The sequence below is a fragment of the Pseudomonas sp. D5(2026) genome, from assembly GCF_057766845.1.
Window position 1 is genome coordinate 4962662 of record NZ_CM173421.1, and the last position, 17144, is coordinate 4979805.

Annotated in this window: 16 protein-coding genes; all 16 read left to right on the forward strand. The window is 64.3% G+C overall.

Going from position 1 to position 17144, the window contains the following annotated elements; genetic code table 11:
* Positions 1–133: 133 nt before the first annotated feature.
* Positions 134–1345, forward strand: a complete 1212-nt coding sequence (cbiE, locus tag AC3B5Q_RS22960; protein ID WP_275966523.1) for a precorrin-6y C5,15-methyltransferase (decarboxylating) subunit CbiE — start codon at positions 134–136, stop codon at positions 1343–1345.
* A complete protein-coding gene (locus AC3B5Q_RS22965) occupies positions 1338–2432 on the forward strand; it encodes a cobalt-precorrin-5B (C(1))-methyltransferase (RefSeq protein WP_021784418.1) in 1095 nt (364 codons plus the stop codon). Before cbiE ends, AC3B5Q_RS22965 begins: the two co-directional genes overlap by 8 nt.
* A complete protein-coding gene (locus tag AC3B5Q_RS22970) occupies positions 2429–3148 on the forward strand; it encodes a cobalt-precorrin-6A reductase (protein WP_028697869.1) in 720 nt (239 codons plus the stop codon). Before AC3B5Q_RS22965 ends, AC3B5Q_RS22970 begins: the two co-directional genes overlap by 4 nt.
* A 128-nt stretch (positions 3149–3276) precedes the next feature.
* Positions 3277–3714, forward strand: coding sequence for an NfeD family protein (locus AC3B5Q_RS22975; protein WP_021784420.1), 438 nt, complete (start codon positions 3277–3279; stop codon positions 3712–3714).
* Between the two features lie 26 nt (positions 3715–3740).
* Complete coding sequence (locus AC3B5Q_RS22980) at positions 3741–4595, forward strand: SPFH domain-containing protein (protein WP_021784421.1); 855 nt, start codon at positions 3741–3743, stop codon at positions 4593–4595.
* A 121-nt stretch (positions 4596–4716) separates the two neighbouring features.
* A complete protein-coding gene (locus tag AC3B5Q_RS22985) occupies positions 4717–5106 on the forward strand; it encodes a DUF2946 domain-containing protein (RefSeq protein WP_021784422.1) in 390 nt (129 codons plus the stop codon).
* 47 nt (positions 5107–5153) lie between these two features.
* A complete protein-coding gene (locus tag AC3B5Q_RS22990; RefSeq protein WP_028697870.1) occupies positions 5154–5639 on the forward strand; it encodes a copper chaperone PCu(A)C in 486 nt (161 codons plus the stop codon).
* 22 nt (positions 5640–5661) lie between these two features.
* Entirely contained in the window at positions 5662–6093 is a 432-nt protein-coding gene (locus AC3B5Q_RS22995) for a DUF2946 domain-containing protein (protein ID WP_101196734.1), read from the forward strand.
* 66 nt (positions 6094–6159) lie between these two features.
* Positions 6160–8226 carry a TonB-dependent copper receptor gene (locus AC3B5Q_RS23000; protein ID WP_488392754.1) on the forward strand — a complete coding sequence of 689 codons (2067 nt, stop codon included), beginning with the start codon at positions 6160–6162 and terminating at the stop codon, positions 8224–8226.
* A 55-nt stretch (positions 8227–8281) separates the two neighbouring features.
* On the forward strand, positions 8282–9649 hold the full coding sequence (locus AC3B5Q_RS23005) for a PepSY-associated TM helix domain-containing protein (RefSeq protein ID WP_021784426.1): 1368 nt from the start codon (positions 8282–8284) through the stop codon (positions 9647–9649).
* A 221-nt stretch (positions 9650–9870) separates the two neighbouring features.
* Positions 9871–11277, forward strand: coding sequence for a D-serine/D-alanine/glycine transporter (cycA, locus tag AC3B5Q_RS23010; RefSeq protein WP_021784427.1), 1407 nt, complete (start codon positions 9871–9873; stop codon positions 11275–11277).
* Between the two features lie 187 nt (positions 11278–11464).
* The gene (urtA, locus tag AC3B5Q_RS23015) at positions 11465–12730 is read left to right on the forward strand and encodes an urea ABC transporter substrate-binding protein (protein WP_275966526.1); all 1266 of its coding nucleotides are present in this window, start codon (positions 11465–11467) and stop codon (positions 12728–12730) included.
* Positions 12731–12868: 138 nt separating this feature from the next.
* Positions 12869–14356: an urea ABC transporter permease subunit UrtB gene (gene urtB, locus AC3B5Q_RS23020; protein ID WP_028697872.1), complete on the forward strand. Its 1488-nt coding sequence runs from the start codon at positions 12869–12871 to the stop codon at positions 14354–14356.
* Positions 14356–15435 (forward strand): urea ABC transporter permease subunit UrtC, encoded by a 1080-nt coding sequence (urtC, locus tag AC3B5Q_RS23025; RefSeq protein WP_021784429.1) that lies wholly within the window; start codon positions 14356–14358, stop codon positions 15433–15435. Before urtB ends, urtC begins: the two co-directional genes overlap by 1 nt.
* Positions 15432–16289: an urea ABC transporter ATP-binding protein UrtD gene (urtD, locus tag AC3B5Q_RS23030; RefSeq protein ID WP_021784430.1), complete on the forward strand. Its 858-nt coding sequence runs from the start codon at positions 15432–15434 to the stop codon at positions 16287–16289. The genes urtC and urtD overlap by 4 nt, the downstream gene beginning before the upstream one ends.
* Positions 16290–16427: 138 nt before the next feature.
* Entirely contained in the window at positions 16428–17126 is a 699-nt protein-coding gene (urtE, locus tag AC3B5Q_RS23035) for an urea ABC transporter ATP-binding subunit UrtE (RefSeq protein ID WP_003249634.1), read from the forward strand.
* Positions 17127–17144 lie beyond the last annotated feature (18 nt).

Consider the following 17144-nt stretch of genomic DNA (forward strand, 5'->3'; position numbering starts at 1 on the left):
CGCGTCGCCTTCTTCGCGGGCTCGCCCGCTCCCACAGGATCACTGCAGGCCGCACATGCTGCACTGTATCTGTAGGAGCGGGCTTGCCCGCGAAGGGGCGCGAAGCGGCCCCAAAAATGGCGGATTGAAATACATGACACCCTGGCTGACGGTAGTAGGCATCGGTGAAGACGGCTTCAGCGGCCTGGGCAAGCAAGCCCGACGCGCCCTGCTGGGCGCTGGGCGGGTCTTCGGCAGCCCGCGCCAGTTGGCCTTGCTGCCACGTTGCGTGACCGCTGAACAACTGGCCTGGCCCAGCCCGTTCTCGCTGGCCCCGGTGTTGAGCCTGCGTGGCGAGCCGGTGTGCGTACTGGCCAGCGGCGACCCCATGCTCTACGGCGTCGGCGCCAGCCTGGCGCGCCAGGTGCCTGCTGCAGAAATGCGCGTTCTGTCGATGCCCTCTTCCTGCGCCCTGGCCGCTGCCCGCCTGGGCTGGCCACTGCAGGAGCTGCAGGTGGTGTCGCTGGTGGCCCGCCCCCTGGCAGCGCTCAATGCCCACTTGCACAGCGGCATGCGCCTGCTGGTGCTGAGCAACGATGGTGACAGCCCGGCGGCAATAGCCGCGCAGTTGCGCGAGCACGGCTTCGGCCCAAGCCGCCTGCAGGTGTTCGAGCACCTGGGGGGCGTGGACGAACGTGCACTGGCCGGCACCGCCCAGGACTGGCCGCACACCGGGATCGCGGCGCTCAACCTGGTAGCCATCGAATGCCTGGCTACACCCGATGCGCCCCGCCTGCACCGGCTGGCCGGGCTGCCAGACATCGCATTCCGGCACGATGGCCAGTTGACCAAGCGTGATGTCCGCGCCATCACCCTGGCGCGCCTGGCACCGCAGCCTGGCGAACTGTTGTGGGATGTGGGCGCGGGCTGCGGCTCGATCGGCATCGAATGGATGCGCGCCCATCCGTCATGCCGTGCCCTGGCCATCGAGGCCGACGAAGGCCGCCAGGGTTTGATCGAGCATAACCGCGATACGTTGGGGGTACCTGGCCTGCAACTGGTTCGCGGCAAGGCGCCAGCGGCGCTGCAAGGCCTGGAGCAACCGGATGCGATCTTCATCGGAGGTGGCGTTACCCGCGAAGGTGTACTGGACCTGTGCTGGGCAAGCCTGCGCCCCGGCGGCCGCCTGGTGGCCAACGCCGTAACCCTGCAAAGCGAACTGGCCCTGGCGCATTTTCGCGAACAGCACGGTGGTGAGCTGACCCGCATCCATGTCGCTCATGCCCAGCCCTTGGGTGCGTTTGACACTTGGCGCCAGGCACTGCCGATCACCCTCCTGGAAGTATTGAAACCCGCCGATGCGTGAAGAAACCCGCGAACAGCCCGCACCTCTGCGCAGCGGCCTTACCACCGGCAGCTGCGCCACCGCCACCAGCCTGGCAGCGGCCAAGCTGCTGCTCACCGGGCAGCGTGACGATGCGGTGGACATCACCCTGCCCAAAGGCAAGGTCGTGCAGATGCGCCTGGAGTTCTGCCGCCTGATCGGCGAGTGCGCCGAAGCCGGCACCCTCAAGGATGCGGGTGACGACCCGGACGTGACCCACGGTGCCCTGCTCTATAGCCAGGTGCGCCTGCTGGCGGAACCTGGCATTGGTTTTGTCGCCGGCAGCGGCGTGGGCACGGTGACCCGGCCGGGGCTGGTGCTGGCTGTGGGTGAACCGGCCATCAACCCGGTACCTCGGCGCATGATCAGTGAACACCTGCAACGCCTGGCCGACGCGTGCGGCTACCTTGGCGGCTTCGAGGTCACGGTCAATGTGCAAGGTGGCGAGCAACTGGCCCTGAAAACCATGAACCCGCGTCTGGGCATCCTCGGCGGGCTGTCGATCCTCGGCACCAGCGGAATCGTCCGGCCGTTCTCCTGCGCGGCCTACATTGCCTCGATCCACCAAGGCATCGACGTGGCCCACACCAACGGCTACACACACATAGCCGCGTGCACCGGCAATGCCAGCGAAGACACCATGCGCCGCGTCTACGGTCTGCCGGAAATCGCCCTGATCGAAATGGGCGATTTCGTCGGTGCGGTGCTCAAGCACCTGCGCAAGGTACCGGTGCCACGCCTGACCCTGTGTGGCGGCTTCGGCAAGATCAGCAAACTGGCCGCCGGGCACATGGACCTGCACAGCCGTCACTCCAGCATCGACTTGCCGCAACTGGCCGGTTGGGCCGCAGACATTGGCGCTGACGAAGCGTTACAGGCCGCCATCATTGCTGCCAACACCAGCCAGCAAGCGCTCGCCCTGGCTCATGCGGCCGGCATTGCCTTGGGTGACGCGGTGTGTGCCCACGCCCTGGCCTTTGCCCGTAGCGTCGTGCCGGCGCAGGTGCAAGTGGAAGTGTTCGCCATCGACCGCCAAGGCGGCATCGTCGGCCAGGCGGGTGTGCAATGACCGCGCGCATCCTGTTGCTGGGGGGGGTCACTGAAGCCCTGGCTATGGCCCGCCGGCTCGGGCCTCAACACGTCTATAGCCTGGCCGGTATCGGCCGCGTGCCACAGGGCTTGCAATGCCAGGTCCGGGTCGGGGGCTATGGCGGTGTCGAGGGCCTGACCCGCTACCTGCGCGAAGCAGGGATCACCCTGCTGATCGACGCCACCCATCCCTATGCCGCGCAAATCAGCCGCAATGCCGCCAGCGCCGCACGCAACGCCGGCATCCCGTGCTGGGCCTTGCGTCGCCCCGCCTGGCAGGCACAAGCAGGCGACGACTGGCGAGAAGTCGAGGACTGGGCAGGGTTGATCGAAGCACTGAAGCCGTTCCGCAGGCCACTGTTCACGCTGGGGCGCGAGCCGCTGCAGCACCTGGACGAGATTCCGCCGGAGCAGTTCTGGACCCTGCGTGCGCTGGAGGCGTGCCCTGGCAACGAGCGCTGCGAAGTGATTGGCGCACGTGGGCCGTTCCATATCGAGGATGAGCGGGCGTTGTTCCAGCGCCGCTACATCGATGTGCTGATCAGCAAGAACAGCGGCAGTGTGGCGACCGAGCCGAAGCTGGAAGTGGCGCGGGAGCTTGGCGTGCCGGTGCTTGTCCTGAAACGTCCGACGCTGCCGGAGGTGGACCGGACATTCGACTCACTGGCGGAGCTGGCAACAGCGCTCGCCCTTTAGGCGCTGCCTTTTCGCTGCCCAAAGGCGCTCCTACAACGATTTCAGACTTTTCTTCCAACTAACCAAGTGGCCTGTTGCAGCCCTGCTGCCTTAAACTCAACGCCCCTCCCTCGGAAGGTTTCACCCATATGGAAATGCAATGGTGGATCTGGCTGGTCTTCGGCATCGCGCTGATCCTGCTTGAACTGGTCCTGCCAACGTTCTTCATACTCTGGTTCGGCATCGGCGCCGTGCTGGTCTCGCTTATCTCGCTCGCCGCACCCAGCCTGCAACTGGACATGCAGGCCCTGCTGTGGGTACTGCTGTCGTCGGCCACCACTGTACTGTGGTTCAAAGTGTTTCGGCGCAAGCAGCCGGATGTGCGCTGGACCGCCGATAGCGTGATCGGCGAAGTGGGCCTGCTGACCGCTGCCGTGTCGGAGTTTCAGAAGGGCCGCGTACGCTTCCAGAAGCCGATCCTCGGCAACGAAGAGTGGACCTGCATCGCCGATAGCCAGATCGCCGTCGGCGAGCGAGTACGCCTGACCGCCATCGAGGGAAACACCGCCCGTGTTATCCGGGCCTGAATCCGCATTAAAAGGAATTTTGCAGCATGACCAGCCTCATCGTCGTCGGCGCCATCGCCCTGTTCGTCCTGATCACCGTGTTCAAGGGGGTGCGCATCGTGCCCCAGGGCGAGGAGTGGATCGTCGAACGCCTGGGCCGCTACAACAACACCCTCAAGCCGGGCCTCAACATCGTCATCCCCTACATGGACGTGGTCGCCTACCGCCTGCCGACCAAGGACATCATCCTCGATGTGCAGCAGCAGGAAATCATCACCAAGGACAACGCGGTAATCGTCGCCAACGCCCTGTGTTTCGCCAAGGTAGTCGACCCGCAGAAAGCCTCGTATGGCGTGCAGGACTTCTCGTTCGCCGTCACCAGCCTGACCATGACCTCGCTGCGCGCCATCGTCGGTGCAATGGACCTCGACGAGGCGCTGTCCAGCCGCGAGCAGATCAAGGCCCGCCTGCGCGATGCAATGTCCGAGCAGACCGAAGACTGGGGCGTGACCGTGCGCTCGGTGGAAATTCAAGACATCAAACCTTCGGAAAACATGCAACTGGCCATGGAACGCCAGGCCGCGGCCGAGCGTGAGCGCAAGGCCGACGTCACCCGTGCCGAAGGGGCCAAGCAGGCAGCAATCCTCGAAGCAGAAGCGCGCCTGCAGGCGGCCAGGCTGGATGCCGAGGCACAGATCAGCCTGGCCGAGGCATCGGCGCGGGCGATTTCGCTGGTGAAGGAAGCGGTGGGCAACGAGACCGTACCGGCCATGTACCTGCTGGGCGAGCGCTATGTGGGCGCGATGGAGAACCTGGCGGGCAGCAGCAATGCCAAGGTGGTGGTGTTACCCGCGGATCTGCAGGAGACCGTGCGTGGCTTGATGGGGCGTGGCAAGGTTTGAGCATGCCAGGGGCGGCTGCGCAGCCCCGATACCCGGCCCCTGCGTCACTTCACCGCACCCCGGCATTTTTACCTATACTCCGCCGTACAATAGCCACCACGATTCCTGACCGGATCTCTCCATGCCCCCACGTCGGCACATTGCCTGGATAGCCTGCCTTGCAGTGCTGTTCAACCTGCTGGCCATGCCGCTGTCCTCTGCTGCGCCCAAGGGCCCGGCCGAGCAGCTGCTGTGGGGGGCTTTCTGTTCCAGCATGGCCAACAAGGCCAACGTCGACGTCCAGGCCTTGGCCAAGATCGACCTCGGCCCGCAAAGTGATGCCAGCGCCGGCATGATGAACTGCTGGTGCTGCTCCGGTGCCGTGCCGCTGCTGGCCCTGCCCAGCTACCCGCCACAGTTGCACAACCCGCCGACACTGCTCGGCGGGCTGCTGCCGCCACCTGCAAAGTACCAGCCTACGCCGCGCCAGCTCTGGCCTGGGCTAAACCCTCGTGCCTCTCCGCTAACCTGAGTTCATCACGCTGTCTGCCTGAACCAGAACGGAAACGGAGATTCACCATGCTCAAGCACGCCCTCGTCATGGCCGCCCTGCTGCTGCCTGGCGCCTTTGCCAACGCCCACGAATACAGCGCGGGTGACCTGCATATTGCCCACCCGTGGTCGCTGCAACTGCCACCCAACGCGCCCAACGTCGCCGCATATTTCGTGGTGCACAACAATGGCCAGGCCGATGACCGCCTGCTCAGCGTGGACAGCCCCATCAGCGATGACGCGCAACTGCACGAGCATGCCATGAGCGCCAGCGGCGCCATGAAGATGCAACAGGTGCCCAGCGTGGTAGTGCCTGCCGGCAAGGACCTGACCTTTGCCCCCGGCGCGTACCACGTGATGCTGATGCAGCCCAAGGACCGTAGCCTGCTCAGCGACGGCAAGCGCTTCCCGTTGACCCTGCACTTCGAAAAGGCCGGCGATATCACCGTCGAAGTGGCCGTGCAGAAGCAGGCGCCAGCGGACCAGTCGCAAGCCCACGAACACGCACACTGACACCTGCTGACAGGCACTCGCCATGAGCCTGCCGCGCAACCGCATCGGCCGTACCACCCGCCCTGAATTCAGGCGCGCCGGTGGCGGATGGCTGAGCCTGTTCGCCATGTGGATGATCTTCATCGGCCCGCTGATTTCCCAGTCGATGCCGATGGACCACCACGCGGGCATGAACATGCCGATGGACATGCCGATGGCGGCTGCCCATCAGCATGGCGGTGACACCCATCACGGCCACGGCGGCGATGGCCAGCTGCATGTGATGTGGGAAAAGTGCGGTTACTGCAGCCTGTTGTTCAATTGCCCGGCCCTGCCCCAGACCCTCAGCCCGCTCAGCGCCGGCAGCATCGTCCCCACCAGCCACCTGCTTGCGCCAACGCACCAGGGCCATGCCCGGCAGGCTGTATTCCCCGGTGCGCGCAGCCGCGCCCCGCCTTCTTCGATCAACGTCTGAAACCACATTTTGCGCACGACGCCAGGAGGCTTCGCGCTAACTCATGACTGATCGACTGGAATCATTATGTCCGGCTGCACCCCTGTTTTTGCCTTGTCCCTGCGTGGGACCATCGCCGCCCTGTGCGGCTCGCTGCTCGCCCCCATGGCCCTTGCCGCCGACCCTGGCCATGAAGGCCATGTGCACGACGCACCCGAGTTGAGCCCGACGGTGATCACCGCCGTGGCCCCGAGTTCGCCGCTGACCGTGGTCACCAACCCGAAAGACCCGCGCCAGCCAGTGCCGGCCAGCGACGGAGCCGACTACCTGAAGACCATCCCCGGCTTCTCGGCAATCCGTGCCGGCGGTACCAACGGCGACCCGGTATTGCGCGGCATGTTCGGCTCGCGTCTGAACATCCTCACCAACGGAGGCCTGATGCTTGGGGCCTGCCCCAATCGCATGGACGCGCCCACGTCCTATATTTCGCCAGAAACCTATGACCGCCTGACCGTGATCAAAGGCCCGCAGAGCGTCATCTGGGGCCCCGGCGGCTCGGCAGGCACCATCCTCTTCGAGCGCGAACCGGAGAAATTCGGCACCCTCGGCAGCCGCGTCAACGCAAGCCTGCTGGCCGGCTCCAACGGCCGCTTCGACAAGGTGCTGGATGCCGCGGCCGGCAACAGTCAGGCCTACGCCCGCTTCGTCGGCAACCAGTCACGTTCGGATGACTACCACGACGGCAACAACGACACCGTGCCGTCGCGCTGGGACAAGTGGAACGGCGATGTCGCTCTCGGTTGGACTCCCGACCAGGACACATTGCTGGAGCTGACTGCCGGCAAGGGTGATGGCGAAGCCCGGTACGCCGGGCGCGGCATGGACGGCTCGCAGTTCAAGCGCGAAAGCCTGGGCCTGCGCTTTGAGAAGTCCAACCTCGGCGAGGTGCTCGACAAGGTCGAGGCGCAGGTCTACTACAACTACGCCGACCATGTGATGGACAACTACAGCCTGCGCACACCGTCGGGCACCGGCAAGATGGCCGGCCCAATGGCCGCTGCCGTCGACCGCCGCACCATGGGCGCGCGTATCAAAGCCACATGGCGATGGGCTGATGTGCAACTGATCAGCGGCATCGATGCGCAGACCAACGAACACCGCGAACGCCATGCCATGGGTATCGACACCTACAAGAACAAACCTTGGGACAAGGACGCCGACTTCCATAACTACGGTGCGTTCGGCGAGCTGACCTGGTACGCCACGGGCACAGATCGGCTGATCACCGGCGCCCGCCTGGACCGCGCCTCGGCCAAGGATTTCCGCGATGACAGCGCCACCAACGGCAACACCCGTGCCGACACCCTGCCCAGCGGCTTCCTGCGCTACGAGCACGACCTGGCGGTGCTGCCCGCCACCACCTACATCGGCCTCGGCCATGCTCAACGGTTCCCTGACTACTGGGAGCTGTTCTCCCCGGACCAGGGCCCTGCCGGCTCGGCCAACGCCTTCGACAGCATCAAGCCAGAAAAAACCACCCAGCTCGACTTCGGCATCCAGTACCGCACTGAACGCCTGGAGGCCTGGGCTTCGGGCTATGTCGGGCAGATTCGCGACTACATCCTGTTCGACTATCGCACTGGCATGATGGGCATGAGCACCTCGCAGGCGCAGAACATCGACGCCCGCATCATGGGTGGCGAACTGGGCGCCGCCTACCAGCTGACTGAAAACTGGAAGGCCGACGCCACGCTTGCCTACGCTTGGGGCAAGAACAGCAGCGATGGCAAAGCGCTACCTCAAATGCCTCCCCTGGAAAGCCGCATGGGCCTGAGGTACAGCCGCGATGTGTGGAGCGTCGGCGCACTGTGGCGGCTGGTGGCGGCGCAAAACCGCATTGCCGAAAACCAAGGGAACGTCGTTGGCAAGGACTACGACAAGAGCGCCGGCTTCGGCGTGTTCTCCCTGAACGGCGCCTACAAGGTGAACAACAACCTCAAGCTCAGCGCAGGGGTCGACAACCTGTTCGACAAAACCTACGCCGAGCACTTGAACCTGGCCGGGAACGCCGGGTTTGGCTACCCGGCTACAGATCCACAGCCGGTCAACGAGCCAGGCAGGACCTTCTGGACCAAGGTCGACTTCAGCTTCTGACAACAACGGGCGCAGCTTCGGTTGCGCCCCTCAGCTGGTCAAAAAGGAGGTTCCCATGAGAGGAACACGCGTCTCATTCTATAACCTGGCCTGGCGTTGGCATTTCTATGCAGGGCTGTTCGTGGCCCCGTTCATGATCCTGCTGGCAATCACCGGCATCATCTACCTGTTCAAGCCCCAGCTCGACCCGCTGCTGTACCGCGATCTGATGGTGGTCGAGGCCGGCCACCACCGCCAGGGCGCAGACATGATGCTGGCTGAAGTGCGCCAGGCCTACCCCAAGGGCCACATCAGCCAATACCTGCCGCCACTGAATGCAGAGCGTAGTGCGCAGTTCGTGGTGCAGGACGGCGGGCGTGAACTGAACGTGTTCGTCGACCCATACAGCGGCAAGGTCCTCGGTGAGCAGGACGGCAAGCAGAACCTGCAGGCCGTCGCCCGCGCCCTGCACGGCGAACTGATGGTCGGCACGGTCGGCGACCGGCTGGTGGAACTGGCTGCGGGCTGGGGCATCGTGCTGGTGGTATCGGGCCTGTACCTGTGGTGGCCGCGCGGGCGCAATGGCGCCGGCGTGCTTTGGCCGCGGCTGTCGGCACGCGGCCGACTGCTGTGGCGTGACCTGCACGCGGTAACCGGCTTTTGGGGTTCGGCCTTGCTGTTGTTGATGCTGCTCAGCGGCATGACCTGGACCGGCCTGTGGGGCAAGCAGTACGCTGATTTGTGGAACCGCTTCCCGGCAGCCATGTGGAACGACGTGCCCAAGTCGGACCAGCAGGCGCGTGAACTGAACAGCGCGCACCGTCAGACTGTGCCCTGGGCCATGGAAAACACGCCGATGCCGCAGTCCGGTGCACACGCTGAGCATGCCGGGCACCACATGATGTCGGACATGCCCGCAGCGCCCCTGGTGAGCTTGCAGCAAGTCGAAGACATTGCCACCTCGCGTCAGGTCGAGCCGGGCTACAGCATTACTCTGCCCACCACTGCCGGCGGCGTGTTCACCATTGCCGTGTTCGCCGATGACCCGCGCAACGACGCCACCCTGCATGTCGACCAATACACCGGCAAGGTTCTGGCCGATGTGCGCTGGCACGACTACAGCCCGGTTGCCCGCGCCACCGAGCTGGGCGTGATGCTGCACGAAGGCAAGATGTTCGGGCCGCTGAACCAGATCATCATCCTGCTGGTGTGCCTGATGATCCTGCTGGGTTCGGTGAGCGGGCTGGTGATGTGGTGGAAGCGCCGGCCGGACGGCGGCCTGGGCGTACCGCCTTTGCGTCATGACCTGCCACGCTGGAAGGCGGCGGTGGCAGTGATGCTGGTGCTGGGGGTGATGTTCCCGCTGGTAGGGGTGTCGATGGTGGTGATGTGGGGGGTGGATAGTTTGGTGGTGAGGCGCCGCAGGGTCTTGGCCAGCGCTTGAGCCTTGTGTTGCCTGTGCTGGCCTCTTCGCGGGTAAACCCGCTCCTACAGGGGACCGCGTTGCCTTTGTAGGGGCGGGTTTACCCGCGAAGAGGCCGGTACAGGCCAAATGCTGAGCTGCAAATGGAGAGTCGATCTGTCGCGCCCCGAACTGGAACGCGCGTGTTAGCCTAGCCGGCTACCTCTGACAAGAAGACTGGCCTTTACAAGGGAATGCAGCCTATGACGCAAACCTCACCCATAGCGACAGATGAACCGCACCTGCAACGCAACCTGACCAACCGCCACATCCAGCTGATCGCCATCGGCGGCGCGATCGGTACCGGCCTGTTCATGGGCTCGGGCAAAACCATCAGCCTGGCTGGGCCATCCATCATCTTCGTCTACATGATTATCGGCTTCATGCTGTTCTTCGTCATGCGCGCCATGGGCGAACTGCTGCTGTCGAACCTGAACTACAAATCGTTCATCGACTTCTCCGCGGACCTGCTCGGCCCTTGGGCCGGCTACTTTACCGGCTGGACCTACTGGTTCTGCTGGGTGGTCACCGGCATTGCCGATGTGGTCGCGATCGCCGCCTACACGCAGTTCTGGTTCCCCGACCTGCCGCAGTGGATTCCAGCGCTGACCTGCGTAGGGTTGCTGCTGTCGCTGAACCTGGTAACCGTAAAAATGTTCGGCGAACTGGAGTTCTGGTTTGCCCTGGTCAAGATCGTGGCCATCCTTGGCCTGGTTGCCACCGGCCTGTACATGGTCATCACCGGCTTCACCTCGCCCAGCGGGCGCACCGCCCAACTGGCCAACCTGTGGAATGATGGCGGCATGTTCCCCCATGGCCTGATGGGTTTCTTCGCCGGTTTCCAGATCGCCGTGTTCGCCTTCGTCGGCATCGAGCTGGTGGGTACCACCGCCGCCGAAGCGAAGAACCCGGAACGCACCCTGCCGCGGGCGATCAACTCGATCCCGATCCGTATCATCGTGTTTTATGTGCTGGCGCTGATCGCGATCATGGCCGTAACCCCGTGGCGCGACGTGGTGCCAGGCAAGAGCCCGTTCGTTGAGTTGTTCGTGCTGGCAGGCCTGCCAGCGGCGGCGAGCATCATCAACTTCGTGGTGCTGACCTCAGCGGCCTCGTCGGCCAACAGCGGCGTATTCTCCACCAGCCGCATGCTCTACGGCCTGTCGCAGGAAGGTGACGCGCCCAAGGCCTTCGAAAAACTGTCGAGCCGTTCGGTGCCGGCCAACGGCCTGTACTTCTCGTGCACCTGCCTGTTGCTCGGTGCGGTGCTGATCTACCTGGTGCCGAACGTGGTCGAGGCGTTCACCCTGGTCACCACCGTCTCGGCGGTGCTGTTCATGTTCGTGTGGACGCTGATCCTGCTGTCGTACCTGAAGTACCGCAAAAACCGCGCGGCGCTGCATCAGGCCTCGAACTACAAGATGCCGGGCGGGCGCTTCATGTGCTACGTGTGCCTGTCGTTCTTTGCGTTCATCCTGGTGCTGCTGAGCCTGGAGGCGGATACGCGTTCAGCGCTGGTGGTAACGCCGATCTGGTTTGTATTGCTGGCGGTGACCTATCAGGGTGTGCGCAGCAAGCGTCATCCGCGCACGGCAGTGCGTAACGGCTGATGGCCTCTGGGGCTGCTCTGCAGCCCCAATCCTGTGCACACAAATCCATCAGGCACCAACCTGGATCCAACCAACGCCCCAACACCTCGCACAACCCCTCTATCCCGCACCTTTCTCCACTAGGCACACCCCTTGCAACGCCCTCCCCGCTTGCCCAACACCATAAAAAACTCAGCGGAGAGAGCACATGAAGCGTCGCAGTCTGATCAAGGCCCTTACCCTCAGCGCATCGATTGCGGCGATGGGCCTGAGCTGGAGTATCCAGGCCGCCGAGACCATCAAGGTCGGTATCCTGCATTCGCTTTCCGGGACCATGGCCATTTCCGAGACATCGCTCAAGGACATGGCGCTGATGACCATCGAGCAGATCAACGCCAAGGGTGGCGTGAACGGCAAGATGCTGGAACCGGTGGTGGTCGACCCGGCTTCCAACTGGCCGCTGTTCACTGAAAAGAGCCGCCAACTGCTGACCCAGGACAAAGTGGCCGTGGTGTTCGGCTGCTGGACCTCCGTGTCGCGCAAGTCCGTTCTGCCGGTATTCGAAGAACTCAACGGCCTGCTGTTCTACCCGGTGCAGTACGAGGGCGAAGAAATGTCGCCGAACGTGTTCTACACGGGCGCCGCCCCGAACCAGCAGGCCATCCCGGCCGTGGAATATCTGATGAGCGAGGACGGCGGCAGCGCCAAGCGCTTCTTCCTGTTGGGCACCGACTACGTCTACCCGCGCACCACCAACAAGATCCTGCGCGCATTCCTGCACAGCAAAGGCGTGGCCGACAAGGACATCGAAGAGGTGTACACGCCGTTCGGCCACGCTGATTACCAGACCATTGTCGCCAGCATCAAAAAGTTCTCCGCCGGCGGCAAGACCGCTGTCATTTCCACAGTCAATGGTGACTCCAACGTGCCGTTCTACAAGGAACTGGCCAACCAGGGACTGAAGGCCACCGACGTGCCGGTGGTGGCCTTCTCGGTGGGCGAGGAGGAACTGCGCGGCATCGACACCAAACCGCTGGTGGGCCACTTGGCGGCATGGAACTACTTCGAATCGGTGGATAACCCGGTCAACCAGAAATTTGTCGCCGACTGGAAGGCCTACGCCAAGGCCAAGGGCCTGCCGGGTGCCGACAAGGCCGTGACCAACGACCCCATGGAAGCCACCTACGTAGGCATCCACATGTGGGCGCAAGCGGTGGAAAAAGCCAAGTCCACCGACGTCGACAAGGTGCGTGAAGCGCTTGCCGGGCAGAGCTTCGAGGCACCGTCGGGCTTCACCCTAACCATGGACAAGACCAACCACCACCTGCACAAGCCGGTGATGATCGGCGAGATTCAGGATGACGGGCAGTTCAGCGTAGTGTGGGAAACCGAGCAGCCACTGCGGGCGCAGCCATGGAGCCCGTTCATTCCGGGCAATGACAAGCGGCCAGATTACGCCGTGAAAGGTAACTGAGTGCTTGGGGCTGCTTTGCAGCCCATTCGCGGGCTTGCCCGCTCCCACAGGATCCCCACTGCCCTCTGGACCGGTGAAATCCCTGTAGGAGCGGGTTCACCCGCGAAGAATCCAACACCGATTTCCAGGATTGCCCGCATGCTCAGACTCCTGCTCACACTTCTCCTGCTAATGCCCTTGGCAACCCACGCCAGCGAGGGTGAATTCTTTCTCACCGCCAAGCCCGCCGAGCAGGCCCGCCTGCTCGAAGGCTGGGCGGCGCAACCCGATGCCGCGCGCCTGCCGCTACTGGAAAACCTGCGCCAGGGCCGCATCGCCACCGATGACACGCGCAAGGTACGCCTGAACAACCGCCTGCGCGGCCTGATCAACAACGCCCTGGCTAGCCATCAGTTGCTCAGCGACAACAGCGACACCCGCCTGGCCGCCGCACAACAACTGCAAAAAACCGCAAAACCCGCGCAAATGGCCTTCCTTGACCGGCGCTTCGCCAGCGAGCCGGACGCCGCCGTGCAGGCCGCCCTCGGCCTGGCACTGGCCAACCTGCAACTGGGCGCCAGCGAGCCTGCGGTACGCCTGGCCGCCGTGCGCCTGCTGGGTGAAACCGGCGACCCGCTGGCCCGCACCCGCCTCGAAGCCCTGCTGCAGCCCGATGCGGAACGCGACCCGGGCGTGCGTACAGCCGCCGAAACGAGCCTGGCCCAGGTCAAACGCAAACTGCTGGTAGGCGAACTGCTCGGCCAGGCCTTCAGCGGCCTGTCGCTGGGTTCGGTCCTGCTGCTGGCAGCGCTGGGCCTTGCGATCACCTTCGGCCTGCTCGGGGTGATCAACATGGCCCATGGCGAAATGTTGATGCTCGGCGCCTACAGCACCTACATGGTCCAGGTACTGCTGCAGCGTTTCGCCCCAGGCGCCATCGAGTTCTACCCGCTGATTGCACTGCCGGTGGCGTTTGCTGTCAGTGCCGGGGTAGGCATGGCGCTGGAGCGCACGGTGATCCGCCACCTGTACGGCCGCCCACTGGAAACCCTGCTGGCCACCTGGGGCATCAGCCTGATCCTGATCCAGGCCATCCGCCTGCTTTTCGGTGCGCAGAACGTCGAGGTGAGCAACCCGGCCTGGCTGTCCGGTGGCATCCAGCTGCTGCCCAACCTGGTGCTGCCGTACAACCGCCTGGTCATCATCGGCTTCGCCCTGGCCGTGGTGCTGCTCACCTGGCTGCTGCTCAACCGTACCCGGCTGGGCCTGAACGTGCGCGCAGTCACCCAGAACCGCAACATGGCCGCCTGCTGCGGCGTGTCCACCGGGCGCGTCGACATGCTCGCCTTTGGCCTTGGCTCGGGTATCGCCGGGCTCGGTGGCGTGGCCTTGAGCCAGGTGGGCAATGTCGGCCCGGACCTGGGCCAGAGCTACATCATCGACTCGTTCCTGGTGGTGGTGCTCGGCGGCGTCGGGCAGTTGGCCGGTAGCCTCTGGGCCGCGTTCGGCCTGGGCATCGCCAACAAGCTGCTGGAGCCGCAGATCGGTGCCGTGCTCGGCAAGATCCTCATCCTTGCGTTGATTATTCTGTTCATCCAGAAACGCCCGCAAGGCCTGTTCGCCCTCAAGGGACGGGTAATCGACTGATGAACCAGCCACTGCTTGTCACTGCTACGCAAAAGGCCGGCCCGCGCCTGACCCTTGCCATCGGTGCCGTCGTCGTCCTGCTGCTGGTGGCCTTGCCACTGTGCTCACTGCTGCCGGCAGACCACGCCCTGCAGGTGTCGGCCTACACCCTGACCCTGGTCGGCAAGATTCTCTGCTACGCCATCGTCGCCCTGGCCCTGGACCTGGTCTGGGGCTATGCCGGGCTGCTGTCGCTGGGCCATGGCCTGTTCTTCGCCTTGGGCGGCTATGCCATGGGCATGTACCTGATGCGGCAGGCAGCCGGCGACGGCCTGCCCGGGTTCATGGCCTTTCTGTCGTGGACCGAGCTGCCTTGGTACTGGGCCGGTACCCAGCATTTCGCCTGGGCCCTGTGCCTGGTGGTGCTGGCGCCCGGGCTGCTGGCGCTGGTGTTCGGCTGGTTCGCCTTCCGCTCGCGGATCAAGGGCGTGTACTTCTCGATCATGACCCAGGCCCTGACCTTTGCCGGCATGCTGCTGTTCTTCCGCAACGAAACCGGCTTCGGCGGTAACAACGGCTTCACCAGCTTCCGCACCATCCTCGGCTTCGACATTGCGGCCCAAGGCACCCGCGCGGTGTTGTTCCTGCTGACCGTGGCCCTGCTGCTGGCCAGCCTGTACCTGTGCTGGCGCCTGACCCGCAGCAAGTTCGGCCGCCTGCTCACCGCCGTGCGTGACGCTGAAAACCGCATGATGTTCTGTGGCTACGACCCGCGCGGCTTCAAGCTGCTGGTATGGGTACTGAGCGCCGTGCTGTGCGGCCTGGCCGGTGCGCTGTACGTGCCGCAGGTGGGCATCATCAACCCCAGCGAGATGTCGCCGACCAACTCGATCGAAGCCGCCGTCTGGGTAGCCTTGGGCGGGCGCGGCACGCTGATCGGCCCACTGCTCGGTGCCGGTCTGGTCAATGGCATGAAAAGCTGGTTCACCGTGGCCTTCCCCGAGTTCTGGCTGTTCTTCCTCGGCGCGTTGTTCATCCTCGTCACCCTGTACCTGCCCAAGGGCGTGGTCGGCCTGTTGAAGAAAAGGAGCCAGCCATGAGAGGCGTGCCCCCAGTCCACCCGGAATTCATGCTGGAACCGGTATTCGACAACCTCGGTGCCGGGCGCGATGCGATTGGCCTGGGCCACAGCCGCAAGGCCGGCCTCGACACCCGCCACGGTACGGTGCTGAGCCTGGAAGACATCAGCGTCAGCTTCGATGGTTTCAAGGCGCTCAACACGCTGAACCTGTACATCGGGGTGGGCGAGCTGCGCTGCATCATCGGCCCCAACGGCGCCGGCAAGACCACGATGATGGACGTAATCACCGGCAAGACTCGTCCCGACAGCGGCACGGCTTACTTCGGCGATACCCTCGACCTGACCCGCATGAGCGAATACCAGATCGCCCAGGCCGGCATTGGCCGCAAGTTCCAGAAGCCCACAGTGTTCGAGGCGCTGACCGTATTCGAGAACCTGGAACTGGCGCTGAAGACCGACAAGTCGGTATGGGCCAGCCTGGCGGCGCGCCTTAGCGGTGACCAGCGCCAGCGCATCGAGGAAGTGCTGGCCACCTTGCGCCTGCTGCCGCTGGCCCAGCGCCAGGCCGGCTTGCTGTCGCACGGGCAGAAGCAATTTCTGGAGATCGGCATGCTGCTGGTGCAGGAGCCGCAACTGCTGCTGCTGGATGAACCGGTAGCCGGCATGACCGATGCCGAGACCGAGTTTACCGCTGAGCTGTTCAAGGGCCTGGCCGGCAAGCATTCGCTGATGGTGGTGGAGCATGACATGGGCTTTGTCGGCAGCATTGCCGACCATGTGACCGTGCTGCACCAGGGGAGCGTGCTGGCGGAAGGCTCGCTGGAGCAGGTGCAGGCGGATGAGCGGGTGGTCGAGGTGTATCTGGGCCGTTGACCGGATTTGAATTTTTGGCGCCTGTGCCGGCCTCTTCGCGGGCAAGCCCGCTCCTACAACGGGAACCGCCCCATGGCATTACGCCTCCTGTAGCGAAAAGGCGGGCACAGGCACAGCATCCCTTTCAGGAACTCTCACATGCTCAAGATCGACACCCTGCACCAGTACTACGGCGGCAGCCACATCCTGCGTGGCCTGTCCTTCGAAGCCAAGGTCGGCGAAGTGACCTGCCTGCTGGGCCGTAACGGTGTGGGCAAGACCACCTTGCTGCGCTGCCTGATGGGCCTGGTGCCCGCCCGCGACGGCAGCATCGAATGGGAAGGCAAGCCGATCACCGCGTTCAAACCACAGCAACGGGTGCAGGCCGGCATCGCCTACGTGCCCCAGGGCCGCGAAATCTTCCCGCGCCTCACCGTCGAGGAAAACCTGCTGATGGGCCTGTCGCGCTTCCCCGCCCGCGAAGCCCGCGAGGTACCGGCCTTCATCTACGAACTGTTCCCTGTGCTGGAGCAGATGAAGCAGCGCCGTGGTGGCGACCTCTCTGGCGGCCAGCAGCAACAGCTGGCCATCGGCCGCGCCCTGGCCAGCCGCCCGCGCCTGCTGATTCTCGACGAGCCGACCGAAGGCATCCAGCCGTCGGTGATCAAGGAGATTGGAGCGGTCATCCGCCGCCTGGCCGAGCGTGGCGACATGGCAATTTTGCTGGTGGAGCAGTTCTACGACTTCGCCGAAGCACTGGCTGACCAGTACCTGGTCATGGCCCGCGGCGAAATCATCCAGCGCGGTCGCGGCGAAAACATGCAAGCCGAAGGTGTACGCGGGCTGGTAACCATTTAATCTGCGAGCAACGACCTT